The following is a 26709-nucleotide window of genomic DNA, read 5'->3' on the forward strand; positions in this document are numbered from 1 at the left end:
AGTTAGGTTATCCAGTTAGCAACCGTATTATTGTTCAAAATTCTGAGGTTAAGATTCAACAACGACCCACTTGAATATACAGCTGAGGTATTAGAAATTGTCGTATACATATTGGCTGGCGTAAACTCAGTAGAGGTCGATGTTGCATCATGAACCGTAACCGTACCATCTGACACATTGTTAGCGGTCAATTGCAGGCTAGCATTCGAAGCGTTCAATGAGCTAATCGTTGCATCGCTCAATTTAATCGTGTACTGGCCATCGGTGCTAGTGTTCACAGCTGATGTATCAAAATAACTCATCGGCACAGTGTACACAATGCTGGATTGGGCTGCGTTAGTATAGCTAGCAGTCCAGTCGGTTGGAACTTGGTAGCTGCTTGCATTGTTGATGGTAACGTACAGACCTGATGGTAAGCTGGTACCCTTATTCATACTGATGGAGCCAACAACCGCCTGATCATTTTTAACGATGTTGAACCAGCCGGAACGTACTGCTGTCGTTGGAATCGTGTAGTTCGTGTTAACAGCTTCCAAATCAGCGATGCCTTGAGCAGATAACGTGATTTCGTAACTGCCTGGCTGCTGGCTGGTGATATCAGCATCGATATCGTTGGTTGAAAGGTCAACTGTGTAAGTGCCATCGGTGTTCGCTGTCCAGCTTTCTGGTGCAACCAAATCGCTGCCCAGTGTGACAACGTAGCTTGTTGGATTAGTTGAGGCATCATTGTCGTAATTCTTGTTATCGCCGGCAATCACGATTGAGTTTGAGGCCGCTTCAACCTTGCTGATGACTAATGAACCAGCAACGATGTTGTCGGTCGTAATCGTTTTGCCAATGTTAACCGCCTGCAAGTTTGCCAGACCGGTTGTTGAAAGGGTCACAGCGTACGTGCCAACGTTTTGGTCAGTTGTATCAATATCCAGGTTGCCAGAATCTGAGGCAACATAGTATTCGTTTGCCGTGTCAGTGGCATACCATTCACTCGGCGCGTTCACCCCGTTAGCCAGAGTGACCGTGAAGTTCAATGGTGTTGACGCGTCGTTGTCGTACGTTTTTGTGGTCGTTCCAACGGTTGCGTCGATCTCAGCAGTTTGCGCTGCGGAGGAGGCAACGATCTTTTGTGCTTGACCAGTTGTTGCGTAGTCGGCTGCAGCGGCTGTTTTGGCAGCGTTAAGCGTGTCGTTGTCCGTTGATCCTAGGTCAGTTGTTTTGACGTCGGTTGAGGTGTCCGTGCTGGCCGTGTCACTGCTGGTGCTGTTTGAGTTTGAAGCTGTATTGGTTTGAGTTGATGAGTTGTCTGTATTTTCGTTAGTAGTAGTTGCGTCACTTGCCGGATCAGTAGAAGTGCTGTCATCACTTGATGCAGTTGCAGCCTCCGTTTGGGCAGTTGCAGCAGTGGTTGAAGATGCAGTTGCTGCGTCAGTTGATTGCGTTGATGCATCACTAGAAGACGTAGCCGACGTTGCGTCATTGCTTGATGATGCTGTTGTGGCATCATCCGTTGTCGTTGTTGAAGTGGTCGATGCTGCATCACTATCAGCCGTTGTTGACTCACTGGTTGTATCTGAAGACGACTGTGACGATTGGTTGGCACTGCTGGTGGCAGTCGCGGTTGTGTCTGCTGTGCTAGTTGATGTTGAATCTGCGTATGATGTCACACCGGCGCCAAAAAACAAGGCCATACCTAAAGACAGGCTAGCGATGCTGGCGAAAACCCAGCGCTTACCTGATTTGTATGCCTTGTAGTGTTGTTGCAAATTTGATTGTACTTCTTTACTCCGATTGTTCTTGCCGACCATGGTAGAACCCCCATTCATTTTAAATGCCTATATTGCTCCCATTACCTATGCTTGATGCATTTTTACAACGTTTTGATTTGAAGATACTGCTTAACTAATCCCTCCAAAAGACTAGCTACACTGGTGTTTTCCTCCACCGCGCGAATCTTCAGCTGCTTAATAAGCTCGCTATCAAGCGTTGTTGTAAACTTCTTTTTCCCCAAGAAGTCCACCTCCTCCAAAATATTTAGTTTTTAATGATTACAATCTAATTGTAGTTGTTACACGTCTGAAAGTAAATACGTATATACTAGTTTTATTATAAAACTAATTCCCGTATTCAACTATGATACTGTAACACATGTTGCTGGGTAATGCACTAGTTTTTGCTTACTTCTTTTTAGTGAATTTGAAAGCTTAACTAATTGTTCGTATAAGACGAACAGAGTGTGAAGCAAGGCGGTTTAGGGGCGGTGTGTAACGGGCTCTGACCGAAAAGTCCGGGTCTGACTTTTTGGTTAGAGCCCGTTACACGTTAGCCCCGTGCCTTGCTGAACACGTTTAGGCAATGTGACATAGCCCCACGTCGCCAGCCAAGCTCTGCAGCCAGAAAACTCAAACAGAACTCTCCAGTTCGTAACCAGTGATTCCCTATATCGTGTAAAAGAATGACGAACCGTCACATAAAAAAACGACTATACCGGAAAAGGAGACCAAATGCAATAGCCGCACTTAGCCCACTTTTCACTGTCTATTTCATTTAAATATGTTGTTAATCGGCCATTCACTAAAATGAGATTCATCGGTGTAAGACTATTTGTTCAACTTTCTTGTGACAAGTTTATTTGCTAAGCCTCAAGCATCGAATTCGTGATTGGATACTAGCTCAACCAATATATACGGTGAAGTGTAAATATTCTTATACTGATAGTGTGACTAGCCGGGAATTGGTCTATAATGCATAGTATAGACTTACACCAAAGGTTTTGGGGGTGAACACATGTTGCGCTTTATGAGTCAAGAAAAGTACTCAGCCCGCGAATTGATCGGGTATGAACTGTTTTTGCGTGAATTAAAAGAAGGTCAATGGGTGTTCCCAAAAGACTTCGGCAAATTTTCACAAAAAGACATTGCGAGCCTATTGGTGTCAACTATAAAGTCACTGCCAGACAGCATTCAACTGGTATCATTGAATCTCGATCAACCCCAGTTCATTGATTCCCAATATGCGACAGAACTTGGTGCAGCACAACGTGATTGCCCTGATACTCAGATCATTGTGGAACTAACTGAACACAAATACGGCATCAACATCGGGCAGCTTCGTTCAGCCGCTAGTGCCTTGCAGCAACAACGATTATGGGTCTGTCTCGATGATGTGGCACCGGTGCCAATGATATTACCTTAGCTGAACAGATGTCAGATGTGGTCCAAGAATATAAGTTTGCGCTTCAGAATTTTCGGGGCAAGCGAGACTTCATCACAAGTGTGAGTCCCCAACTGCAATTTTGGTGGGAACAAGCGCGGATTAATAATACATTTTTAGCAATTGAGGGGTTTGAAGCGCAAAGTGACCTGAAAGTGGCGACCAACTATCCGGCCGATATCGTTCAAGGTTACTATTTTGGCCGCCCTCGCCTAACTGAACTCGAGTAAATATCGTCGCAAAGAGGGGCGGGGCATGAAATACTTAAAAATAATCAACCGACAAATCAGGGCAATCGGCACCAGCCTAACCGACATGGTGATGCCCAACATTGGAGCGTTCATCGCTTGGGGGTTACTTTCGGCAATTTTTAGTAACTCTGGCTGGTTCCCCAATCCGCAAATCAATCAACTTGTCACGATGATGGGAAAATATATACTACCAATCTTGCTAGCATCCACTGGTGGACGGATCAAGGGCGGTCAACGTGGCAGCCTGGTCGCGGCAATTGCGACACTTGGTCTAATTTGTGGGATGAAAGACTCGGCATTACTCGGTGCCATGATTATTGGCCCAGTAGTCGGTTGGCTGATGCGAATCACCGATACGTCATTGCGTAAGCATGTTAGCCAGGGATTTGAACTACTAGTCAATAACCTGACGGCAGCCTTTCTTGGCATGGTCACCAGCTTGGCGCCTATTTTGTATTGGCCCCCATCATCGACTGGTTCAGTCAGGTACTGGAGACTGCAACCCACTGGTTATTTGTGAACCACTTACTAGCACTGATGAATGTCGTCATCGAACCAGCCAAAGTGTTCTTCCTAAACAATGCGATCAACCACGGCATTTTAAACCGCTGGGGACTAATCAAGCCATTGCTTCTGGCCACTCCATTTTGTTCCTGCTAGAAACCAATCCTGGACCTGGAATCGGGTTGCTTTTGGCATTTGCACTGTTTGGCAATCACCGTGCTAGAAAATATGCTGGCAATGCGCTTATTATTCACGCACTGGGTGGCATTCACGAAGTCTACTTTCCATATGTCCTAAAACACCCCCAGCTATTAGTATCAGTTATCTGTGGCGGTGTCACAGGCACTTTCACCTTTAGTATGATGCACGTTGGCCTGCGTGCCGACCCGTCACCTGGATCCATTATTACTATTCTGATGCTCACACCAAGTGGCTGGCATAATTACATTGGTGTCATTGCCGGTATTTTGTCCTCAACCTTAGTCTCATTTTCAATTACTGCGGCTTGGTTGGCTTGGATCGCACCCAAGTACCGTCACCAGCAAGTCGACGCTCAAGCAGTATCAACGAGCAATCATGTGATTGTGACCGGAGATGCTGGCATGGGATCACCATCAATGGGCGCTAGAATTCTGCACGACAAATTGCGCCGTGCCGGGCACAATGAGTTTGCCCTCACGTCGGAGCCAATCAACCGCTTAAAAAATACCACCAACGCGACCATCTTTGTGCGTCATGATTATTTGGAGCGCGTTCAGGCAATAGCGCCTGATGCGCACGCCATCATCAGTATTAATAACTACCTGAATACACCTGAATATGATCATTTTGTCAGTGAACAAAATGACCTCGCGAAGGCTTTGGGGTCACTTGAATAAATATCAACGTAAAAGAGCACCCAATTTAGGTGCTTTTTTGTCTGCAGTAACGTCCTATTCAAAATACGCGCTCCCGAAGGCCATAAAAGCGACTGAATGCTTAATTACATTCAGTCGCTTATATTCATTAGTAACTCATCATTTCCTAGTCACTAATCATCTTCACGTTTCTTCTTACCAAAACCAATCAAACCAAGTAAGCCCATCAATGAAGCTCCAACAATTGCCCATACACCGCTTTGTTGCTCACTCGTTTGCGGCAACTTAGAAGTCTTATCAGCCGTGCCAGTTACTGACTTGTCACCACCTGTATCAGCGCTTGAAGTGGTCAGTGTTCCAGACAATGTCCGGTTAGTAGTTTCTTGCTTACCAGTTGTGGTATCACCTTTAGCTGTTGTTGCCACTGAAGAATTTTCATTAGCTTGACCATGAGTAACGGTATCGCCATGACTAGAACTGCTGGTAGTTGTGTCACCAGAATCGCCACTCTTGCCATTGTCATTGCCTGAAACGGTGTCACCATCGTTGTCAGTCGCCGTATCGTTACCCGGAGTCGATGAATCAGTCCCCGTTGTGGTAGGCGTGCCACCGTCACTGTCATTCCCACCATTGCCACCATTATCTGGGGCAACTGGGTTAGCTGTGTATGTGACAACAACGGTTGAATCCGCTAAATCACTCGTAGGTTCGTTGCCAAACAATACTTGCGCAACACTTGACTTATCGGCTGTGTAGCCAACCAATGTTGGAGTATCAACTTCATCATATCCATTTTGTGCCGTCGCGTAACTTGATCCAGTCACCATGTCACGAACGACCTTCCACGTGATATCTTGGGTAACCGTCTTTGGTGCTGCGCTTGGGTCACCAGGGACAACGTACGTAATCGTTCTCGTCGTTGTGGCTGTGTCCCGTCAACAATCATGTGGTTTAAATGAACGGTTAGCGCCGTCTCGCCAGGCTGCATCGTGTAGGCGACCTCAGCAGATTGACCCTGACCTAGGACATAGTTGTTCGGAACTGTTACATCATAGGTGCCCTTCATCCCAGTGTAGCCATCAATGGTGGTGTCAAGCGTCGGCATTTCTTCGCCAGTTGCATCATCAATATAGGTGACCTTTTCAGTCGCAGGATCAGCCGTGTATGCCACATATACCTTTGTATCCGTTGGCTGGGTATCGATTGCGCCCAGTGTTTCTGCTGCAACCGTGGCCTGATCAGGGGTATAGCCGCTCACTTCAGGGCTATCTGAAGCCTCGTAATCGCCTTCGGCTGTGGCAACAATTGCACCAGTCACCATGTCACGTTCAACCTTCCACGTCACAGTCTGCGTGGTTGGCGTTGGGTTCTGACTGTTATCGCCTTCAACCACGTAGTAAATCGTCCGTGTCGTGTTCGTCGTCCCATCAGCAATAGCGTGTGTTAAATGAACGGTAATATCATCCGTATTATCCGTTGTATACGTGTAGGCGACACTGGCTGATTGTCCCTGACTCAAAACATAGTTAGTCGGTACTGATACTGTATAGGTGCCAGTCTCATCCGTCGTACCGGTTAAAGTTGTATCGAGCGCGGGCATCGTTTCACCAGTCGCATCATCAATATAGGTCACAGTTAGCGTTTGAGGATCAGCTGTATAGGTCACAGTCTTTGACTGATTTTCCGGTGCGGTCGTATCAGAAGCTTGATCAAACAAGACCGTCGTCTGATCCGCTGTGTACCCGTCAACGGCGGGACTCTCAATCGCAGTCTGTGCTGTCTCTGGTGTGTAGGTGCTTGTACCAGTAGCTTCGTCGGTGTCGACGTCCCAGGTAACTGATTGTAACTTTGCGGTCTGTGCCTTATCAGTTTGTAAGCCTTCATAGCTCACTGTATCCTGGGTCGTCATTGACGATTGTGTATGCGTATGCGCCACGTGGATCTGGACAACTTGATCACCGCCAGCCGTAAATTCATAAGTGCGCTGGCTGCCTGGTCAGTCGCAAGGTGGTACCCGTTAGCAAATCAGTCGTATTCCAGTCGGTAGTCGTTCCCGTAACGCCGTTTAGTGTAGTTGGCGTGCCAACAGTCTTCTCACCATTATCATCATCAATGTATTCAACCGTGGCTGTTTGTGGGTCAGCTGCGTAGGTCACAAAGGCATCCTCAGCATTCGTAGGTAACGTGTTAATTGTGCCTAACGTCTCACTTGGTACTGTGGTTGTATTTGCGGTATAACCTGAAACAGCCGGTGTATAGACTTGACCATAACTATCCGTAGTTGTCGCAGTAACGGCGCCAGTGACCATATCTTCAGTCACATTCCACATTGCGGTTTGTTGAACCGGATCAGGGTTTAGTGCATTATCTCCCTGAACAACAAAGTAAACATTTCGCGTAGTGGTTGCCGTTCCAGTTGCGATACCGTGACTCAAGTGAATCGTCAGGTTATCTGTATTATCGGTAGTAAATGCGTAAGCAACTTCAGCCGTTTGACCGTCACTTAAAACATAGTTGGTTGGCACCTGAACCGTGTACGTACCAGTCTCATCCGTAACACCAGTTAACGTGCCACCCAAGTTTGTCATCGTATCACCAGTTGTATCGTCAACGTATGTCACTGTCAGACTTTGACCAGTAGCCGTGTACGCGACTGTTGTTGTCTGATCTGTAGGGACATCCGTAATGGTTTCCTGCGGGAAGTCAGTCGTTGTGCTGGCTGGCGCATAACCATCAACTATTGGCGAATCAATTACAGTTGATGTTACTGATGGTGTATAGGTACTCTGACCAGTGGCTTCATCGGTATCGACTGTCCAATCAACAGCGACAGTCTTCGGCGTCTGTGCCTTGTCAGTTGGCAGACCGGTATAGGTCACTGTATCTGTCGTCGTAACTGTACTTGAGGTATGAACGTGTGACAGATGAATCGTTAAATTATCGCTATCATCGTTCGTCAGTGTGTAGGCAATCGTATTTGCATCGCTGATTTCAGTCTGACCAGCTGTTAAGGCGTAACCGGTTGGGATGGTCACAGTGTAAGTTCCTGTGTCATCCATGTTACCCGTCAACGTCACCGTGTTGCCAACCTGGGCTTCATCGCTATAATCATCATCGACATAGGTTACGGTCAAACTTTCTGGGTCAGCCGTATAAGTCACTGTCTTCGTTTGATTTTCAGGTGTTGTGCCTTGAGTAAACGTCACTTCGTTTGCCGCGGCTGTATACCCATCAATCGTTGGCACTGAAACAGTAGTCGTTGCATTATCAGGTGTATAGACTGTCGTATCAGTTGCTTCATCAGTATCGACATTCCAGGTCACTGTCGAAACGTCATCACTAGGTGTTTTAGTTTCTGGCAACCCAGCGTACGTCACAGTATTCGTCGTAGTTGTGGTTGAAACAGCATGTTTGTGCGTTAAATGAATCGTCATGTTATCCGTTGGCAACGTGTAAGCAACGGTATTATCAGCGCCAATCGTAACATCCTGTTGCGCGGCCAATTGATAACCCGCTGGCACATCAACTGTGTACGCGCCGGTTTCATCAGTCGTCCCATTAACGGTCGCAGGTTGACCAACCTGCGCGCCGCCATTATCATCATCCACATAAGAAACCGTAAACGACGTTGCGTTTGGCGTATAGTTAACGGTTTGTTGCTGGTCGACTGGTTCCGTCGTTGTACTTGCAGACTGAGTGAAGGTCACGGAAGGGTCGGCAGCTGTGTACCCTGTTACTGTCGGCGATGCAATTTCCGTAGTTGGAGTTGCAGTTGTGTAGGTCACCGTATTCGTAACCTGATCTGTATCAACAGTCCAATTGACAGTAGCACTATTATCCGACACCGTCCTATCGCTTGGTAGCCCCGTGTACGAAACAGTGTCCGTTGTGGTCATCGAGGTCGTGGTATGTTGATGGACTAAGTGAATAACAATTGGCGCATTGTCAGTAGCTTGGAACGTATACGTCCCAGACGCCGATTGGTTCTTAGCTAAATCGTAATTGTCAGGAACTGCAGCGGTCCAATCAACAGCCTGGTCCGTTGTCCCATTAAGTGCTGTCGAGTCGCCGACTGAAGCACCGTTTTCGTCATCATCGACAAACTCAATATCTGTGGCTTGCTTATCAGCAGTGTATGCAACTTCGGTGTTTTGGTCCGTCGGTGCGTCCGATTGAGAAGCAGTGGTAAAACTAACCTCAGCTTGAGAGGGATCAAAACTGTAACCAGCAACATTAGTCGTTTGATAAGTGGTGGTGCCGGCCGTGGATGGTACGTATGTTGTCTGACCTGTCACATCATCCGTTTCAATAGCCCAAGTGACATCTGCCGTTTGAGTGGCAGGCGTTTTGTCTGCTGGCAGACCAGTGTACGTGACCGTATTCGTTGTTGTCACTGTGCCAGTGGTCGTGATGTTATGCACCAGATGGACCGTTAAGTTGTCAGTATCATCATCCGTTAACGTGTACGCTAATGTGCTAGCTTGCCCACTTGCCAAATCGTATCCTGTTGGTGTCGTAGTCTGATAGCTGCCACTAGTCCCGAGCACGCCAGAAACAGTAGCCACGTCACCCACTGTGCTGCCGCCATTGTCATCGTCAACATAGGTCACGGTTAAGTCTGCACTCTTGGCCAGTTCATACTGCACAATTTCGCCGTCAGTGCTGTAAATTGCGGTATCGCCAACCTTGGTCGTTGCGGTGGATTCAATGCCATCAGCATTGGGACCGGAAACAAGTGTGTAATCATCGCTTGCTAATGTGTAACCCTCAGGAATTAGTGCCTGATCAGCTGCAGAAAAGCCATCGAGACTAGTTGGATAAATATCTTTGAGCGTGTCCACGTTATCCTGAAGGTCGTTTTGTGCGAGGTCATCCAATGTAATGTACTGGTCGTTGCCATCCGCATCAACGTAATGGAAACGAGTTGTTACGCTGGAAGTCCCAGTGATGGCAATTGATGCTGCTTTAGCCTCAGTACTTGCACTATTTCCGTTGACGAAAACGGCGGTGGATAGATAACCAGTCTGGCCTGCCAGATTTTCCATATTTTCAATCGTGCCGTTGATGGCAATTCGACCTGTTGATGTCCCTTTGGCGACATTATCCACTTCAATCATAATTGACCGAACTGAAGACCAATTGTCACCAATTTCATCTGCGGTTACATAACCCGTGGTATCTGGGGCAGCTTGCCCGTTTGTTACGGTTTGTGCTGAGGTCGAATAGAGCACTGTGCCTTGAATAGCGTCACCTGTACCTGTGCTGGTAATATAATTTGTTGGTAATGTGACTGGACCGGTTAAGTCAAACGTATAGCCGGAGCCACTAGCATCGCCGTCAGTTGGTAAATTGATGACACTGGTAGCCGTATTATCAGCACCATCAGCAACCGTGTTAATGAGTGTTGTGTAAAAGGTTGCGTCATCAGTCCCTTGATCATCAGAAGTACCAGCGCTGATACCGGTCACGTCTTGATTTCCTTGGGCAAATGAATACTCATCAAAAACGCTGGCAGAGCTAATCGTCCAATTCATGTCACCGCCAATCATTAAATAGGCATCAGCATTTCCATTTGTGTATGAGGTATCCGTTACCTTCGTCCCATTAGTTAGGGCAGTTGTCGGTGAGTAGACATACATCGAGAACGGATATTCTCCGGGGAGTGCATCCGGGTTGTTTGATAAATCAATTTGAACTGGCCCAGTTGAATCGGTGTTAACAGATTCTCCTGTTCCTGAGTAATCAACCTCAACAACTGTGCGACCATCATCACTCAAGTATTCCGTCACTTTTGCGTCATCTGAAATACCACTCATGCCATAAATGCTGGTTCCTGATGGCAATACATAGTAGAAAGTTGGTTCATAAACATTGTCAGTCGTGTGCTTGTTGCCACCAGTTCTGCCAACTGAAATCCGGCCAGCATACACCTTACCTGCAACCTGACCATCTGCAGGTTGCCACATATAGGCATAGACACCATCAATCGGAACAGAAATCGTTTCCGTATAAGTTTGTGATGCGATAACTGTTGTTGGATCAGAGGCCAGTGCGACACTGATACCAAAGTTGATTTCATCACCCACTTGCACCGCATTTCCATTATCATAGGTTTGTGAAACAGAACCTGATAAAACAAATCCTGAATCGGTACCGTGGTTTGCGCCAACTGTATAGGCACCTGAAGACAGGTAGTTAGGCGTCAGCGCAATCGACCGAATTGTCGTCCCAGCTGCAGCCGTAATTTCGCCACCAGCATCAACAACGCCCTCTTGAGTCGTCCCATCAGCTAACGTTACTGTGTAACTGTACTGTGTTGTACCAGTCAGATACTGTGATGAATTCGCACCAGAATCTGGAACCGTCAATGATGACATTTTTATCCCGTCAGGAACAGAAATGGTCACAACTGCATCATCCGTCAAAGCACTCGCAATCATTGAAGAAAGTCCGTAAGTGGCTAAGTAACTGGTTGCATCGGCGGGGTCAGTACTTAATGTCAATTGATTTTGTGCACCAGCCCCATAACTGTTACCACCAATAGAAACGCTGATACCACTCACAGAGGCAATATCACTTGTTCCGGCAATGGTTTCAGACATCGTTGATCCAGTGCATCAAGCGTTGCCCCATCAGCTGAAATCACCTGCGAAAACTGAATTGGGCCGGCTGCGGTCAACGTTTGATCATCAGCAGTTTGTGTAACGCCATAAGACCCTGCAATTTGATACCCATTTTGACCTTCCCAACCTTGCTTACCAGACCCCTTGGGAACGGTAATGATAATATCTGCGCCAGCAGCCGATTGTGTAATCGTTGTTGCATCATTAAAATTGTTTAAGCTATCGGTGAGGGTACTATCCAGGGTAAACCCTTCTGGAACCGGAATCGTAATCGTCATTCCATAATTTACATTTGAGTTAACTTGTTTTGTTTGATACCCGTTATTTATAAGGCCCTCGGATTCGTTCACATCAAAGTCATAGACATAATCGGTATTAGGCTGAACGGCCGGAACATTTGTCGTATCCGGCGATGTTCGTGTGATTGGATCCAAATTAATTGTCGGTGTCACTGTCTGTGTAATTGGGATTGTTGTTGTCGTGGTCCCGTTGACAGCTAACGTAATGTTGTAAACGCCCGTGCCGACGTCAGCAATCGGTTCAGGTTTTGCTGCATAGTTGTTCGAAACCCATAACGTAATTTGCTGAGACATGTCGGCCGTATTTTTAACAATGGTATCAGTAACGATCGTCCCATCTGCTGTCTTTGTTGTAGTGACAGTACCTTGATTTGCGGACAACGGATCTATGCCGTCGTACCCAAGAACACTAGTTGTTGGGATTGTAACTGAATAGGTATCACCCGTTTCAGCGCCTGTGGCGGTTAGTGTTAACGTAATTGCTGTCACACCCGTCTCATACCCCACCGTAGTGGTGTCGGATGTCAACGTCACTGTAGCGCTAGTTTCACTTGGTGTTGCTTCATCTAGCATCATGTTCAACTGCTGAGCTTGCCCCGTCAGCTTATAGGCAGCTTCCATTGTTTCCTTGGCTGTATCAATATCTGCGTCAGTCGGGTTAATGATCGTCTCACTATTGACAGCCAGTGAATCAGTAGAGATCGTTGGTGTGTCTAAAACCTCACCTGTCACGTTGTCAACTGTATCTTAGGACACAGTCTTATCTGACCCATCCCCCGTTGAGGTATCGTCCACGGTGGATGCGTCGGTTGTTATATCTGTGGCAGGTGTGCTATCAGTGATCTGGTCATTAGTTACACCATTATTTGTCGCAGTTGTACTTTTAGTAGTTGCTGAATTTGGCTTACTTGTTGCTGTAGTACTTCCTGTATCCGTAGTTGTTACTTTGTTAGCAGCTGTTGTGTCTGTGTCAGATTGTGATGCATGCGTATCATCCTCAACTGATGAACCCACTGAACTATCTGACGATGAGGAGTCACTGTCTGCAACTGTGCTCGAAGATGTGTCCGAATCTGCAGTTGCAGTCGTATCACTGCTCGTATCAGCACTGTTTGACGTATCTGAACTACCAGTTGAGGGTGATGTCAACGTCACTTTATTTGTAGACGAAGTGGCTGCGGCCGCATCTGCTGTGCTGTCGCTTAACGTGTCTGTTGAATTGGAAGGTGTGCTGCTATCAGCATACGTCGTTAATCCGGACCCAAAAAATAATGCGGTCCCTAATGATAGGCTTGCGATACTAGCAAATACCCATCGTTTACCCGATTTATAATCCTTGTAATGTTTCTTTTCATTTGTTGCTACGTCTTTTACGCGATTGTTTTTGCCAACCATGATTAAAGAATCCCCCGTTCTTAAATTGCCGTCTGCACTCCCATACAGTGATGCTAAATTACGACGTTTTTGCTAACAGATACGATTGCACAAGGTTCTCCAACAAACTTGCGACACTGGTATCTTCTTCAACAGCGATGATCTTCAATTGTTTGATCATGTCGCTATCAAGCGTCGTGGTAAACTTCTTTTTCCCCATCGAAGTCAACTCCTCCAAATATTTAATTTTATAAGTACATAGACATAAGGGTTTTAATCTGGGAAGTAAATACGTGTGAATAAGTTTTTTAACAAAAATTTTGTTCTGTTTGAAATAAGTGCTAATCAGATACATTATAACCAACAAGTGTTTAAAATATTTATTTTATGTGTGAATATTTATTAGGTAAAGATGGGTTAACTTTCAATTGATCTTGGCAAGCGAAACCCTATTACTAGGAATTTTTTGATAAAAAATTATAAATTTGTGCAAAATAAAAAGACTTAAATAAAATTAATTCAGTCTTTTGACACCTTATACCTCCAGGAGTATTTTTCTTGAGCCGGTGTTTTTTATTTAGTTATTCAACCCACTAAACGTAACCGTCCCATTCTTAACAGTAATGATCACATTCCCGGCCGCATTCTTCAACTGCAAGGTATACTGTGCCTTCAGCGTTTTATTGATCGACTTGCTAACTTTCAGATAGTTTGTCTTCAACGACGTCAGTGATTTTTGGTTCTTGCTTGGATATTTCCAAATGGTGGCAATTGCTTTTTAAACTTTGGCTTCTGAGCGGTAACCGTGTAGGTCTTTGTCGCTTTATCAAACGTCACTGGACCCTGATTAACGTACATCTTGTTCAACTGCTTCAACACAGCCGTTTCATTATTGGCGAGATTCTTAGCAGCCGTCTGTTCGGAGTCCCGCTCGGCAAAGAACTGTGAGTTTGCTAATTTCTTTGAAGAACTAGACGACTTCGCAGAATTGGTCGCGTTGTTGCTTGACCCCCACGTAAAGCCGTTCTTCCACAGGCCGACCCCACTGCCGACCAGACAGATGATACTGATAAATGTAATCGCGCGGGTCACGCCTACTAACCCGTCGTAATGTGCTGCGTACCACCAGGCTACCCCGCCGATGGCCGTTGAAATAATAAAAACAATGACTAATACAAGCCACATAATGATTCCCCCTAGTTAATGTAGCGTGTGCTATAAGTGACGGACACCGAAATTGCAACTCACAAAACACGTTTTCTTTTTAATGACACTAAATCCTATTAATGAACAAGCGTGACGTTTTCTCTGACGTGGCTCAGGATATCGGGAACTTTGTGTCCCAGCAGGTCCGTTGCTAAATGGCGCTCGCCGTACGCACCCATCACGAGGTGACAGACGTTATCGAGGTTGGCGAACCGGGCAATTTTGAGCACCGGGTCGCCATACATGACGGACCAGATGAAACGCAAGTCAGCCTCCGCTGCCATTTCGCTGTGCCGTTGCATGTTGAACGCGCCGAGCGCCTCTTGCGTTTCAATCCAGGTCTCCCACTGGTCTTCATCGTAAGGCAGCGTTTGAACAGTGTCGATCACGTAGATGCCGTAAACTGACTTATGCCGTTCTGCAGCAAGGTCCAAGGCGTAATTAAAGATCCGGTTTGCGTTCTTCGTATTTTCCATTGCGACAACAACGTAGTTTCCCTGTTCAGACATGCAGCGGGTCCCTCCTATTTTAGGTCCTAATCTACTCTCTTAACAATAGCAAACTCCATCTCATCTGTCAGCCGAGACGCCACACAATTCCTAAATAAGTTGCGTACAGTACACCTGTTCAATACAGTCGTGGTCATCGCGCACGGTTTGGGTCAGGACAAAGCCTTGTTCAAGATAAAAGTGCACCGCCGAAACGTTATCCCGCAGCACCCATAGATATGCCGTGCGGTACCGTCGTTTCAACTGGTCTAGGGCCGCGGTCAACAGCCGCGGTCCCAGTCCCCGGTGCTGGTATGCCGGCAAAATATAAATGGCATACACCTCGCCCCAGTCAGCCAACTCAGGTGTTCGCGAAGGCCCATACGTGCAAACACCCACGAGTTCACCCGCATCCGTTTCTGCCAGAAACATCCGCCGCCACTGCTGATCTGGATGCCACACAGCTGTTGTCAGGCCATCCAAAAATGTCTGGTCAAACAACCCCGCGTACGTCGCCCGCCAAGTGGTCAAATATAGTTGTGCGATCGCCTGAAAATCGTCTGTTTTCCGTGCCGGTCGAATTCGCATCCGCATCAGTTCTTTCCTATTATATCTCCTCCTAGTTTAGCATGCCACGCCCAAAACCGGTTTCTAAAGATTTGCACACTTGTGTTAAATTTCCAAGAGACCGCAAAACCCCCAGTCAGAATAAACGGGTTCTGACTGGGGGTTCACTAATGTTGTGTGACAATTTATTCTTTTATTGAAGCCTAGATAACACCCTGAGCTAACATGGCATCGGCCACCTTGTTGAAGCCGGCAATGTTGGCGCCAGCAAGGTAGTTCTTGCCCAAGCCGTACTCTTCAGCAGCGGCTTGAGATTCATCAAAGATGTTTTGCATAATGTCTTTCAACCGGTTGTCGACTTCTTCAAAGGTCCAAGAAAGTCGTTCGCTGTTTTGACTCATTTCAAGGGCAGAAACGGCAACCCCACCGGCATTGGCAGCCTTAGCTGGGCCGAGGAGCACGTTGGCCTTGCTGAAGGCAGTCACAGCAGCTGGCGTACATGGCATGTTGGCCCCTGAAGCCACCACGGTCGCACCGTTCTTGATGACACGGTCAGCTTGGTCAGCATCGATTTCGTTTTGAGTGGCACATGGTAACGCAATGTCGTAGTCAGCATCGAAGTCCCATACGGACCCTTCATGGTATTCCGCTGTTGACACACGGTCGGCGTAATCCTTGATCCGGCCGCGTTCAACTTCCTTGATCTGTTGAATGACCTTGTAGTCAATACCATTAGGATCGTAAACGAAACCGTTGGAATCAGAAGCCGTCACAACTGTGGCACCTAATTCAGTTGCCTTTTGGATGGCATAGATGGCAACGTTCCCGGAGCCGGAAACTTTGATCTTCTTGCCGTCTAACGTTTCGTTGTTAGCAGCTAACAGCGCCTTGGTATAGTACAACAGGCCAAAACCGGTGGCTTCAGTCCGAGCTAAACTCCCGCCGTAGCTCAAGCCTTTCCCGGTTAAGATGCCACGTTCTGCACCGCGTAACCGACGATATTGGCCGTATAAGAAGCCAATTTCACGACAGCCGACACCAATATCACCGGCTGGCACGTCAATGTCTAACCCAATGTGGCGTTGTAATTCGGTCATGAAGCTTTGACAGAAGCGCATGACTTCGCCGTCGGACTTACCCTTCGGATCAAAGTCACTCCCACCTTTACCACCACCAATTGGCAGGCCGGTCAGGGAGTTTTTGAAGATCTGTTCAAACCCTAGGAACTTCACGATTGATAAATTGACGGTTGGGTGTAATCGCAACCCACCCTTGTAAGGCCGATGGCAGCGCTGAATTGAACCCGGAAACCACGGTTCACTTGGACGTTACCATCATCGTCAACCCACGGCACCCGGAATTGGAAGGCCCGTTCCGGTTCAACGAGGCGGCCAACGATATTGGCTTTTACGTATTCCGGATGTTTTCCAAAACGGGTGCGATTGTCTTAAAGAAATTATCGATAGCTTCCAAAAATTCAGGCTGGTTAGGGTCACGCTGTTCAAGTTGTGCACGAACTGATGCTAAATAATCTGTTGCTTCTGTCAAATTAAATCAATCCTCTCGTGAGTGAAATCAGTAAGTTAAAACTGTATGAGACTAGTATAGCACATTAAAAAACGCTAATAATTATACTCAAGGCTAATTTAAATGCATTGTGAGCGCATGAGTTAGCGGGTTTTCGGAGTGTTGTCTCATCAAATTTTATTTTTTTGTTACAAAATTGGAATATTTTGATATAGGGTGTTAAAGTCCATTAATAGCAAGGATTGACGTATCAAAAAAATTTGCAAAATAATCATTGGTATAATTTCTAAGTTAAAAATAGTCCTGGTAGGAATATTTGCATCATAATTGTATGTGGATTAGGTATTACTTTAAGCTTGATTAAGTATTTTGAATTAATTTTTATCCTTGTACTGGGCTAACGTGTAACGGACTCTGGCAAAAAAGTCAGACCCGGACTTTTCTGCTGTTTGGTTTCTGAGTAGTTTTGGCGACGTGCTTCGCTTTTACCGTGCCGAAACGTGTTCCGCAAGGCTGAGGGCTCCTGCGTAAGGCACTTCGACCCAAAAAGTCAGGCCCGGACTTTTCGGGTCAAAGTGCCTTACGCTCCGCCCTCAAAACGCCTTGCTCCACACTCTACAAAAACACCCACTAGCGCTGTATTCTAGTGGGTGTGCAATATTTTTTTATTTACCGGTCCCGCATCATCAAGGGGGTGGGATGAGTTGGGACGATTTACCTTGGTGTGATCAGTGTTTGGAGGACGCTGATCAGATTTTATAGAGAGGTGAATGGGGTAATTTGGGAATCGTGAGGCATTTTGTTTGGGGGTATTACTTTATTTGGAATCTCTTTAAGTGGGATGTTGCTGCTTGAGAGGTGTTTCTTGAATCCTGTTTATGCTTGAGGAATGTTGGTTGTTCAGAAATCTCTTTATTTGGGGTTAGCTCAATGCAGGAGCTAGTTTTCTTTAGTTAATGAACCTGTGTTAATAAGCGAGTGTGGAATCGAAATCGTTGCGTTACAGTGCGTATTCAGTAGTTTTTCCATAAAAAGGACTTTCTTTCTGATCTGTGCTGTAGTTGTTATGAACTTGATGTTCGAAATCTATGTTACGGTCGTGGGCTTAATGGCAGCTTAAAATGAAATAAAGGCCTGATAAAGATTGGTAAGAAACTATTAAGCGCGTATGTAGTCATATTTGAGTGGTTGACTGTCACTTCGTTGCGCCAGTCGGCCCTGCAGGCTGTAGTGGGGTCGCTACTGCCTGCAATGCGACCGGCTCCACTACGCTACAATTGCTAGACTAATCAACAACAATGATACCGTTGTATTAGTATCGATCAACTACAAACTGTTTGATTCTAACTTTAGTTTCAAGCATTGTTAACAGTGGGCAATAAGCAGTCGAGGGCGGATTTCTCTACAAACTGTCTTTGCCTGAATTTCAATATTTAACAACCGTCTGAAATATGCACCATGTGAGTGGAATGCAGCAATTTGGCACGGAGCTGCGGTGTCGACATCAGTTAGCGACCGTTCTATGGTCGGTTACTGATGTGCGAGACGATGGAGATCCATTCGAGTGGCGCGCAGCAACAATCGAATTAGCTTCATCGCGAGCCACCACACGGAGTGCCAAATTGCGGAATGTAACGGACTCCCTATCAACGCAAAAAAAGCACCAGATCCCTCAATCCAGCGCTAAAACAATACTGTAAGAATTTAGAATCCATGCACCAGCTAAACTTAGATGGTATTCAGCCAGGCACAGTGGTGATGAAACAAAATAAGACTGTTAACTCCAATACTAGGAATTGACAGTCTTATTTGAATGCGTCGTAACAGTTTCCTACGCTGCAACGATGACTTTTTGAAACTCTCCCTAGTTATCCACTCGTGTTGCAATGAAACTACCTTGCCGCATAAATCGATACTCCCTAGTCTCGATTTATTTTCCTAAACGTCGTGAATCTACCGACCGGCCAGTAATCTTGGCTCAGCCGTTTCACTCAGTTGATGTAAGTATGTGTCTTCAGCTTCTTCCCTAAGCTGGCAGGCACGTTCATATGTTGTCACCGTCTTGTTCAACACGTATTGACCGTTGTAACGCAGGCGGGCAACATATAGTCCCGTTCGTTTGACGTATGAAACGCCAATGTGGCCGGAGCGGTTTCGCTTACTGCGTCGTAGTGACGAGTAGCAAACGCCGTCTTCATTTTTGAGCTGTGACGCGTTGTTTGCTTTCATTTGAATGAAGGCATCGTTGTCACTGCTCCGTCTGGCTGAGTCTTCGCGTCGTAGACACCCGCAGCTCTTGGTTCTCCCTTTCCGCAAGCGGTAGGAATCTACTACGCACTGTTGACCGCAGTCACACTGACAAATCCAACGGGCATCGCCATTCGCAGCATTTAATGTTGCTCGGGCGATCACCGTTAACCGGTTGTATCGCTTACCAATTAAATCAATGGCACGCAATCGCATTTCCCCCTATCTATTGATAACCCTTAAAATTCCCTCTTGATCTTGGTATGTAAGCTGTCAACACCTCACTCCCCCGAGCTTGTGTTGACGTTACTCACGCCAATGACTGTTGCCAGCCACTTGAAACTGTCCTATAAATCGATTTTCAACTTCACCGGTTCTTTGGCATCGGCACCATTAACGAAAACTGTTTTTAGATGACTGGTCACCCTTATGACCAACCACATTGTCAATGCATACAATAAGTTGAGATTCGGTTTTGTCTCAAGCAGCCATAGATTTTATTACCCGATCAGTTACCGTTGTGAATCAGATTAATAATCCACGCAGATGGTGTATAATCAAGTGGTAATAGCGTGACCATTATTTTCGTAATGTGTCACCTCTCTATACCCAAAATTCTAGAGTGAAAACGTCTAAAACTCAACCCTTTGCGCGTGTGCGTTTTTTTGAAATTTTGCAAAAAACGCACACACACTATTTGTTAAATATGTGTAATCATTAGCATTGGGGAGGGTGAGCAGACCCGGAGGTGAACCCCACAGATGAATTATGCGACTTTGTTTAACGATGACGACCAGACCAGCTTTATCGTGCTGCACCTTTTGACAGACTCGGACTCCGGGACTATCTCACGTGCCGAGCTCGCAGAAAAGCTGGAACTGACCCGTTACCAATTAGATAAATGTTTCGATAATTTAAATAATGATTTAAGCCTGGTCGCAGGTGAGGCTCCGAGTTACGTCGATGAGCCATTCAAGGCATCTGGCACGTCAACAATGTGACAGCAGATATGTTTGCAGCGCATTCAACTGCAGTACCTTTATCGGGCAACTAAGTATGTGATTCTGGAGTACCAATTCTTCTACTCAACACTATCGGGTAAAACGGCTTTTGCCGAAGCGAATCACCTGAGCCGGTCCACCTTTTACAGCGGCGAACGGGCTTTAGCGAAGCTATTAAAGAAGGAAAACTTCTACGAGCCACAAGTTTGGTCGAAGATCCCGAGTTCACCATCCGCCTCCATCTTTTCCAGTTGTACTACACCCTGTTCAACGACATTGATGATCCATTTCCAGATCTGACGACCTCGTCACGAAGTTACTGGACTGTTACCATCAGTGTTTTGACCGGACACTTGCACCTACTCAGGAAGTCAAATTGAGCTTCTTTTTGAAGGTCTGGCTCAAACGGTTAGGCAACCAAGGAAATTTAACTGAAGAAACGATCAAAACGCCAGTCACTGACGAAACAGCAACTGGCTTTCTGACACAGATTCAAGACTTATTACGCGACACATACAGCGTCAGCCAACAGGAATTGGATTACGTCTACTACTTCCTATTATCACAGGATCTCGTTTCACCTAAAGATGACCAGGAACTTGCGGCAACTTTTCCGCTAGCCAAGCGCCTGACAGATGACTTCATCACCTCGTTACAGGGCGGTCGGATCATCGTTTCACGCGACAAGTTAAACTGGACAGAACTTCGCGAAAGCCTGTTCAGCGTCCACATGCAGTACACGTCGTTTTACATTGAGCCCACCACGTTCACCGATCCCAGCAAGACCACCTTCTTCCGGGATCTGTACCCGGCCTTTGACGTGATCATCACGCGTTTCATTACGAACCTTGTGCAGTCACATCTCGTGCCGGTCAACGGCAACAGTCAGGTCAACCTGTACTTTAGCTACATGTTCTCACTGATCAATTCCGTACCGCCGGAAGCCGTGGTCGATCGCGTACACATCTTCGTAGACTTCTCACAGGGATGCCTGTATAGCAGCTACGTTAAGAAATCACTCAATGCATTTGATAACGCCAACCTCGTTTTGGAGAGCGAGTTGAGCGACGATGTCGACATCTACATTTCTGACTTTCACTCAAAGAAAGTCACGGCACCGCAAGTCGTTTGGCAAGATCCGCCGACCCCTAATGATTGGTCGAATCTTGCTGATATGATCTTGGAACGTAAACATAGTAAATTAAAACAGTTAAGCACCACTAACGATTCATAGGGGAATGCCAGAAAGGAGGGGCGAATGATGAAGGTCACAGGGGAGAAGCACGACCACCAATTCAGCAAATGGCTCACGCTAGGTGTGGCATCATCCGTATTATTTTTAGCAAGCCAGACGACGCAGCTCGCACCAGCTAAGACTGTCCATGCTGATAATGCGTCTTCATCATCTGAAATCGCAGCAGCACAGGATACCATGCCAGTAGCTGGTTCAAGCTTTAGTAAGTCTGGCGATACGTTTACGTCGACAACTAATCAATGGAAGCTAGTTGGATCAACCTCTGATTACACCATGTTTGCCACTAACGTCACGACTGTTGGCGGGCACACGGTCTATTCTGCAGACTCTCAATTCGTCCTTCTCTTTAATAGTGACCAAGATCTGAGTAAGGGCACCTATGTCATTAACGGTCGTAAAAGTGATGGTGACGGCTATGATGGCGGTAGTTTCCGCTCATTGACCATTGATGGCCAGACCTACTATGGCATCTATCTCGATGGTGCCATGGTTGACGACGTGCTTAAAAGAAACATCCAGGGGCAATTGTCCAGCTTACAGATAAAAAATGGGCCAACTGGTGTGTCTTCGTCGATTGCCCTCGATTTTTATGAGCGATTAACTGTGCACCTGCCAGTGATTTCTGGCATTACGGATCAAAACTCGGTTGCTGCAGCGTTGAAGGGTCAAACGGCAAATGCCTATGTCAGCGATGATTTAGGTGACTCAAATATCTTTAACATCAACCTGATTTCTTCAGATATTGAGGCAACGCCGACTTCAAGTACTGGCAGTTATACGTTGAACGACAGTGGCGAACAGCGGATTGCGGCTCAGTTAACGCTTCAGGATATTCTGAATGCGTCTACTAGTTTTAACGTCATTCAGCCAGGCCCCAGCTCGTCTAGTTCCAGCACCAGTTCTTCCAGTTCAAGTTCGTCCACCAAGCCCTCTGATGGCACTGGTTCGGATGGTAACGATACTGGGACAACTGGCACGGATTCAACTAGTTCGACGAGTTCGTCTACCACTGACAATTCAGGGACTAAGACATCTTCAGACTCTTCAACAGATAGCTCGACCGATTCTAATGGTGGATCCGACACTGATTCCACAGGTGCTGATAACTCATCATCAACATCGACCACACCCATTTCAAACACCATCAATTATGTGAATGAATATGGCAGTAAGGTCGGTTCAACAACGATCAGTGGTGTCCAGGATGTTGCGGACACGCTTGATGTATCCGCAACGTTGCCTCAGGGTTACGTTCTGGCCGATGGTCAAGACGCAAAGGTGCAATACACCTTCACCCCTGATGGCACGTTAACCGTGCAGGTCAAAAAGGCCCCAGCGATCCTCGTTTCTGGGACTGTGACCTACGTCGATCAGGACGGTAACACTGTTGGTACCCCTAAAACCATGACGGTAACGGCCAGTTCAATGCACATTTACACGGCAGTTGTGCCAGCCGGTTACGAATTAGCTTCTGGTCAGCGGGCGTCGGTTCCCTATCTCTGGACAAATGCGGATAGCACTAAGAACAACCTGACGATCCATCTCGTTAAGTTGTCTGCGCAGGATTACGGCACTGTAACTGTGAACTATGTCGATGCAGATACTGGCAAGATTCTCGACACTGAAACCTTTACCGGCGTTGTTGGTGATCGGGTACCGTTTGACACAACAACTGTTGTCAGCGGGTTTTTAAAGGATGGCTATCTGGTTCAAAACAACGAAACGTTAGGTGCCGCTTGGTACACGACTGCTGGTCAGACGCTTACTGTGACGCTAAAGAAGCAAGCAGGTACTGGTGGTAATACTGGCGATAACGGTTCTACCGGCAATGATACTGGTGACAATGGTTCTACTGGTACTGGTAACAATTCTGGTGACAATGGTTCTACTGGTACTGGTAACAATTCTGGTGACAACGGATCTACTGGCACTGGTAACAATACTGGTGACAACGGATCTACTGGTACTGGTAATAATACTGGTGACAATGGCTCTACTGGCTCTGGTAATAATACTGGCGACAATGGCTCTACTGGCAACAACACTGGTGATAGCAGTTCTACCGGCACTGGCAATAACACAGGTGACAATAGTTCTACTGGTACCGGCAGTGACACTAATGGCAGTGGCGACTCGGATAGTAACGCTTCCGGCGCTAATGGCACAACTGGCACTGGCAGTAATGGTGCAACAGATACTACTGGTAATACTGACACGAAAGGTACTGGATCAAAAGAAAACGGTACGGCTTCTGGTACTAAAAAGACTGACGCTGGCGCCAAATCAAATTCCGGCGACAACTCAAATTCTTCAAAGACACCAAAACTTGCAACCCGGGTCAAATTACCATCAACCATGAAACAACCGGGTTCAAGCAACAGCAACACCACCGCTGCTTCAACAAATAACGGTGAAAACACTACTCCTATGGCAACTGATACTCCTAATACGTCGTCAACGGCCGCAAACGATGCTGACTTACCAACAGCCAGTGCCGCCTTTGTAACGTTGGCTGACAATGAACCATCTCCAAATACTGACGCAACCACCCCATCTACGGCGGATGCAACACCGCAGACGGCTGCTCAGGCCCAGAACAACACGCCTTCAAACGACTCAACCTCAGCACAGCAAGCTGCTGCGCAAAAGGCCGCCGAAGCCGCTGCCACCCAGCAACGACAAATTACTGCAGCTAAGAAGGCAGCTGCCGCTCGACGCGCTTCCTATGAGCGTGTTCAGCGTGAAGCTTTGAAACAGTTAGAAGACGCGAACCAACGCGACCAATTTGCCCACCAGAGCGTTGCCTTTTCCGGTAGCGGCCATGGTCATCAACACGGTGATGGTGGTCCCGCTGGTGGCGGCGATGCCGTTACTGAACTTGGAAAGTACTTCTCTGTTTTGTCGGGAAAGATCAACTTTGGTCGGTAGGTTGGCATGTTTTGTGGATAGTAAAACGCAATCATCTGCAGTTAATGCTGATGATTGGCGTTTTTTGGTGCTGTTATTTTATATTCTGGGAATGTCTGTTGTTACTTTTTATTAAAAGCCCTGTTCAGAAGATATGGCAGGTACTCTTATGAGTCTTTTGCGAACTCTAGCTACATTGCTTGCAGTTCTACTCTTACATAGCCGAAACGTGCTCCTGAAGGGCAAGGGGCGGAGTGTAAGCAACTTCCGGAACCAAATCCAAGACCGGGATTTGATGCCGAAAGTCGCTTACACTCCGCCCCTAAGCGCCCTTCTTCCGCACTCTACAACTTCATCTCCCACATCTCTTCCCCAACCGTCTCATCCTTATGCGCAGTTGCGGTCTTAAACCCGTGATGCTGGAAGAATGCCGTTGCTGCTTCGTTTTCTTGGAAGACGCTGAGTTTCAGGTGGTTGTGCGTTGCCTTTAACGCAAACATCAGCATGCCGCCCACGCCCTTTCTCTGGTCAGTTGTCTTCGTGTACACGCCGCGGACGACCTCGCCATCCAGCATCGCAAAACCGAGAATCGTTTCATCATCCTCGTTCATCACCGCAATGACATCATCTTCACGTAGTTCTTTAGCGACTGCCTCGCGTTGATGCCGCCAATATTCTGGTTGAATAAAGTCATGACTGGCCAAGTTGCTCGACAGCCAAATGCCCATTAACTGATCCATCTGGGCATCCGTAATTCCGTTTAAATTTTTAATTTGCATCGTTTACCCTCTAATCTATCCACAATCTATAATTGAATTCTTTCTCTCATGATAAGGTAGTCTCTTTTCTTGCAAAATACCACCCTTTTAACTCAGACTTGGAAAACTTTTTAGTGGTAACCAGCCCCATGAGAACGGCATTCATTGTAAATCGATTACATTTAATCTGTTTTTAATCTTGATTTTATGTTCCTTTAATGATAAATTAAGCACATACTACAAGCGAGGTAATTGACTATGAAAAACACGAACACGTCAACTAAATCTTTAGTCATCCGGGTCGTCGTCATTTAGCGTACGGGCCGTTGATTTAGTGCCCGTATAATCCACGGGCAGTGTTGGTGCAAACCAGGGGCTGTTCATTAAGCTTCTGGCTTTTTTTATAGCACAAGGACTCGCAAAGGAGGTCAGGCCAATGAAATAAACCGGCGTCACAGCACGCAAGATTACATAGTAACCACACAATAACGGGATGTGTTTTTCAGTTATCGCCCGTTTCGAGCTTCAAAATGATCACTAAGCAGCTGTACCTGGGCATGCCCCAGTGCCTGACTTAGTAAATTAAATCTGGAGGGATTTTTAAAATGACACGTAAAATTGGTATTATCGGTATGGGTAACGTTGGCGCAGCTGCAGCACACTACGTCGTTGCCATGGGCTTTGCGGATGATTTAGTATTGATCGATACACGGACAGACAAGGTGGAAGCTGATGCGTTGGACCTTCGCGATGCCATTGCGAACTTGCCATACCACACTAACATCTTCACCAACGACTATTCGAAGTTATCGGATGCTGACGTCATCATCTCAGCCATTGGGAACATCAAGTTGCAGGATAACCCAACGGACGACCGGTTCGCTGAACTCCCATTTACCCGAGTTCAAGTACCGCGCGCTGCTAAGCAGATCAAGGAATCCGGCTTCAACGGCAAGATCGTTGTTATCACCAACCCAGTGGATGTGATCACCTCAATCTACCAAGAAGTGACCGGCCTGCCTAAGAACCACGTTATCGGAACAGGGACCTTGCTTGATTCCGCTCGGATGCGTCGTTCAGTTGCTGAACAGTTAAACATCGACTCACGTTCCGTTGTCGGCTATAACTTGGGCGAACACGGTAACTCCCAATTTACAGCCTGGTCAACGGTTCGGGTTCTGGGTCATCCCATTACCGAAATTGCTGAAAAACGTGGCCTCGATTTAAACGAACTTGATCATTTGGCCCGCATCGGTGGGCACACCGTGTTCCATGGCAAAAAGTACACCAATTACGGGGTTGCTACTTCTGCCGTCCGGCTAGCCTACACGATCATGAGTGACGCTCAAACTGAACTGCCAGTGTCAAACTACCGCGAAGAGTACGGCACCTACCTTTCATATCCCGCCATCGTTGGCCGGGACGGCGTTCAAGAACAGCTGCAACTCGATCTAACTGAAGAAGAACTTAAGAAGTTACAGACTTCTGCCGACTTCATCAAGACGAAGTTCGCTGAAAGTCGTGATGATATCGACTCAAACAAGTAAGCCTTGCTTGCTGATTCATCAATTGAAGTGCAAAATTGCGACATCCGTTTCTCTGACACCTCAGCCCCTTCTCAGCTGGGGTGTTTTTGTG

23 protein-coding genes and 1 pseudogene are annotated in these 26709 nt (G+C 46.7%); 8 read left to right on the plus strand and 16 right to left on the minus strand.

From position 1 onward, the window contains the following. Positions 1–2 precede the first annotated feature (2 nt). Positions 3–1802: an MBG domain-containing protein gene (locus tag JCM11969_RS01470; RefSeq protein WP_054707357.1), complete on the minus strand. Its 1800-nt coding sequence runs from the start codon at positions 1800–1802 to the stop codon at positions 3–5. A gap of 62 nt (positions 1803–1864) precedes the next feature. Continuing rightward, entirely contained in the window at positions 1865–2005 is a 141-nt protein-coding gene (locus JCM11969_RS18160) for a hypothetical protein (protein ID WP_169790381.1), read from the minus strand. Positions 2006–2781: 776 nt separating this feature from the next. On the opposite strand from JCM11969_RS18160, the gene JCM11969_RS16890 reads away from it, so the two are divergent. From JCM11969_RS16890 to JCM11969_RS01485, 3 genes are all read left to right on the plus strand, one after another. After that, positions 2782–3189: an EAL domain-containing protein gene (locus JCM11969_RS16890; RefSeq protein ID WP_082409116.1), complete on the plus strand. Its 408-nt coding sequence runs from the start codon at positions 2782–2784 to the stop codon at positions 3187–3189. Between the two features lie 273 nt (positions 3190–3462). Then, positions 3463–3978, plus strand: coding sequence for a PTS sugar transporter subunit IIBC family protein (locus tag JCM11969_RS01480; protein ID WP_054707360.1), 516 nt, complete (start codon positions 3463–3465; stop codon positions 3976–3978). A 172-nt stretch (positions 3979–4150) separates the two neighbouring features. Next, complete coding sequence (locus JCM11969_RS01485) at positions 4151–4840, plus strand: PTS sugar transporter subunit IIBC family protein (protein ID WP_156319215.1); 690 nt, start codon at positions 4151–4153, stop codon at positions 4838–4840. Positions 4841–4992: 152 nt separating this feature from the next. Here the strand turns inward: JCM11969_RS01485 and JCM11969_RS01490 are convergent, their stop codons facing one another. The 13 genes and pseudogenes from JCM11969_RS01490 to JCM11969_RS01535 form a co-directional block, all read right to left on the minus strand. Beyond that, the gene (locus JCM11969_RS01490) at positions 4993–5727 is read right to left on the minus strand and encodes an LPXTG cell wall anchor domain-containing protein (RefSeq protein ID WP_225353086.1); all 735 of its coding nucleotides are present in this window, start codon (positions 5725–5727) and stop codon (positions 4993–4995) included. Further along, positions 5640–6755 carry a mucin-binding protein gene (locus tag JCM11969_RS01495; RefSeq protein WP_156319216.1) on the minus strand — a complete coding sequence of 372 codons (1116 nt, stop codon included), beginning with the start codon at positions 6753–6755 and terminating at the stop codon, positions 5640–5642. The genes JCM11969_RS01490 and JCM11969_RS01495 overlap by 88 nt, the downstream gene beginning before the upstream one ends. Before the next feature lie 37 nt (positions 6756–6792). Then, complete coding sequence (locus JCM11969_RS01500) at positions 6793–11421, minus strand: beta strand repeat-containing protein (RefSeq protein WP_054707372.1); 4629 nt, start codon at positions 11419–11421, stop codon at positions 6793–6795. After that, positions 11379–12473 (minus strand): hypothetical protein, encoded by a 1095-nt coding sequence (locus JCM11969_RS01505; protein WP_054707376.1) that lies wholly within the window; start codon positions 12471–12473, stop codon positions 11379–11381. Before JCM11969_RS01505 ends, JCM11969_RS01500 begins: the two co-directional genes overlap by 43 nt. Before the next feature lie 15 nt (positions 12474–12488). After that, the gene (locus JCM11969_RS01510) at positions 12489–13136 is read right to left on the minus strand and encodes a KxYKxGKxW signal peptide domain-containing protein (protein ID WP_054707378.1); all 648 of its coding nucleotides are present in this window, start codon (positions 13134–13136) and stop codon (positions 12489–12491) included. Positions 13137–13194: 58 nt separating this feature from the next. Continuing rightward, complete coding sequence (locus tag JCM11969_RS18165) at positions 13195–13335, minus strand: hypothetical protein (RefSeq protein ID WP_169790382.1); 141 nt, start codon at positions 13333–13335, stop codon at positions 13195–13197. Positions 13336–13692: 357 nt separating this feature from the next. Then, on the minus strand, positions 13693–13836 hold the full coding sequence (locus JCM11969_RS17475) for a hypothetical protein (protein WP_156319217.1): 144 nt from the start codon (positions 13834–13836) through the stop codon (positions 13693–13695). A 5-nt stretch (positions 13837–13841) separates the two neighbouring features. Further along, the gene (locus JCM11969_RS01515) at positions 13842–14300 is read right to left on the minus strand and encodes a hypothetical protein (protein WP_054707381.1); all 459 of its coding nucleotides are present in this window, start codon (positions 14298–14300) and stop codon (positions 13842–13844) included. A 98-nt stretch (positions 14301–14398) separates the two neighbouring features. Continuing rightward, the gene (locus JCM11969_RS01520) at positions 14399–14830 is read right to left on the minus strand and encodes a universal stress protein (RefSeq protein ID WP_054707384.1); all 432 of its coding nucleotides are present in this window, start codon (positions 14828–14830) and stop codon (positions 14399–14401) included. A 90-nt stretch (positions 14831–14920) separates the two neighbouring features. Beyond that, positions 14921–15403: a GNAT family N-acetyltransferase gene (locus tag JCM11969_RS01525; RefSeq protein ID WP_054707387.1), complete on the minus strand. Its 483-nt coding sequence runs from the start codon at positions 15401–15403 to the stop codon at positions 14921–14923. A gap of 176 nt (positions 15404–15579) precedes the next feature. Then, positions 15580–16730 (minus strand): annotated as a pseudogene (gdhA, locus tag JCM11969_RS01530) (NADP-specific glutamate dehydrogenase). 53 nt (positions 16731–16783) lie between these two features. Then, entirely contained in the window at positions 16784–16924 is a 141-nt protein-coding gene (locus tag JCM11969_RS20175; protein ID WP_369523174.1) for a hypothetical protein, read from the minus strand. Positions 16925–18856: 1932 nt separating this feature from the next. Continuing rightward, on the minus strand, positions 18857–19360 hold the full coding sequence (locus JCM11969_RS01535; protein ID WP_054707390.1) for a hypothetical protein: 504 nt from the start codon (positions 19358–19360) through the stop codon (positions 18857–18859). Between the two features lie 551 nt (positions 19361–19911). On the opposite strand from JCM11969_RS01535, the gene JCM11969_RS01540 reads away from it, so the two are divergent. From JCM11969_RS01540 to JCM11969_RS01555, 4 genes are all read left to right on the plus strand, one after another. Beyond that, positions 19912–20151, plus strand: a complete 240-nt coding sequence (locus JCM11969_RS01540; RefSeq protein ID WP_054707393.1) for a hypothetical protein — start codon at positions 19912–19914, stop codon at positions 20149–20151. 206 nt (positions 20152–20357) lie between these two features. Then, positions 20358–20531: a hypothetical protein gene (locus JCM11969_RS17480; RefSeq protein ID WP_156319218.1), complete on the plus strand. Its 174-nt coding sequence runs from the start codon at positions 20358–20360 to the stop codon at positions 20529–20531. Continuing rightward, entirely contained in the window at positions 20528–21385 is an 858-nt protein-coding gene (locus JCM11969_RS01550) for a hypothetical protein (protein WP_054707399.1), read from the plus strand. Before JCM11969_RS17480 ends, JCM11969_RS01550 begins: the two co-directional genes overlap by 4 nt. A 24-nt stretch (positions 21386–21409) precedes the next feature. Further along, positions 21410–24334, plus strand: a complete 2925-nt coding sequence (locus JCM11969_RS01555; RefSeq protein WP_156319219.1) for a beta strand repeat-containing protein — start codon at positions 21410–21412, stop codon at positions 24332–24334. 323 nt (positions 24335–24657) lie between these two features. Here the strand turns inward: JCM11969_RS01555 and JCM11969_RS01560 are convergent, their stop codons facing one another. Next, positions 24658–25092: a GNAT family N-acetyltransferase gene (locus tag JCM11969_RS01560; protein ID WP_054707405.1), complete on the minus strand. Its 435-nt coding sequence runs from the start codon at positions 25090–25092 to the stop codon at positions 24658–24660. Between the two features lie 584 nt (positions 25093–25676). Between JCM11969_RS01560 and JCM11969_RS01565 the strand changes: the two genes are divergently transcribed. Beyond that, complete coding sequence (locus tag JCM11969_RS01565) at positions 25677–26618, plus strand: L-lactate dehydrogenase (RefSeq protein WP_054707408.1); 942 nt, start codon at positions 25677–25679, stop codon at positions 26616–26618. Positions 26619–26709: the final 91 nt, after the last annotated feature.

This window comes from Secundilactobacillus paracollinoides DSM 15502 = JCM 11969, from assembly GCF_001311135.1.
In the GTDB taxonomy this organism is placed as follows: Bacteria; Bacillota; Bacilli; order Lactobacillales; family Lactobacillaceae; genus Secundilactobacillus; species Secundilactobacillus paracollinoides.

What these genes read in the sequence shown, in the direction of transcription:
- JCM11969_RS01540 (WP_054707393.1), top strand. Translation starts at nt 19,912, where the DNA reads ATGAATTATGCGACTTTGTTTAACGATGACGACCAGACCAGCTTTATC.
- JCM11969_RS01555 (WP_156319219.1), top strand. Translation starts at nt 21,410, where the DNA reads ATGATGAAGGTCACAGGGGAGAAGCACGACCACCAATTCAGCAAATGG.
- JCM11969_RS01560 (WP_054707405.1), bottom strand. Translation starts at nt 25,092, where the DNA reads ATGCAAATTAAAAATTTAAACGGAATTACGGATGCCCAGATGGATCAG.
- JCM11969_RS01525 (WP_054707387.1), bottom strand. Translation starts at nt 15,403, where the DNA reads ATGCGGATGCGAATTCGACCGGCACGGAAAACAGACGATTTTCAGGCG.
- JCM11969_RS18165 (WP_169790382.1), bottom strand. Translation starts at nt 13,335, where the DNA reads ATGGGGAAAAAGAAGTTTACCACGACGCTTGATAGCGACATGATCAAA.
- JCM11969_RS01515 (WP_054707381.1), bottom strand. Translation starts at nt 14,300, where the DNA reads ATGTGGCTTGTATTAGTCATTGTTTTTATTATTTCAACGGCCATCGGC.
- JCM11969_RS01480 (WP_054707360.1), top strand. Translation starts at nt 3,463, where the DNA reads ATGAAATACTTAAAAATAATCAACCGACAAATCAGGGCAATCGGCACC.
- JCM11969_RS01470 (WP_054707357.1), bottom strand. Translation starts at nt 1,802, where the DNA reads ATGGTCGGCAAGAACAATCGGAGTAAAGAAGTACAATCAAATTTGCAA.
- JCM11969_RS01500 (WP_054707372.1), bottom strand. Translation starts at nt 11,421, where the DNA reads ATGTCTGAAACCATTGCCGGAACAAGTGATATTGCCTCTGTGAGTGGT.
- JCM11969_RS16890 (WP_082409116.1), top strand. Translation starts at nt 2,782, where the DNA reads ATGTTGCGCTTTATGAGTCAAGAAAAGTACTCAGCCCGCGAATTGATC.
- JCM11969_RS01520 (WP_054707384.1), bottom strand. Translation starts at nt 14,830, where the DNA reads ATGTCTGAACAGGGAAACTACGTTGTTGTCGCAATGGAAAATACGAAG.
- JCM11969_RS01510 (WP_054707378.1), bottom strand. Translation starts at nt 13,136, where the DNA reads ATGGTTGGCAAAAACAATCGCGTAAAAGACGTAGCAACAAATGAAAAG.
- JCM11969_RS01565 (WP_054707408.1), top strand. Translation starts at nt 25,677, where the DNA reads ATGACACGTAAAATTGGTATTATCGGTATGGGTAACGTTGGCGCAGCT.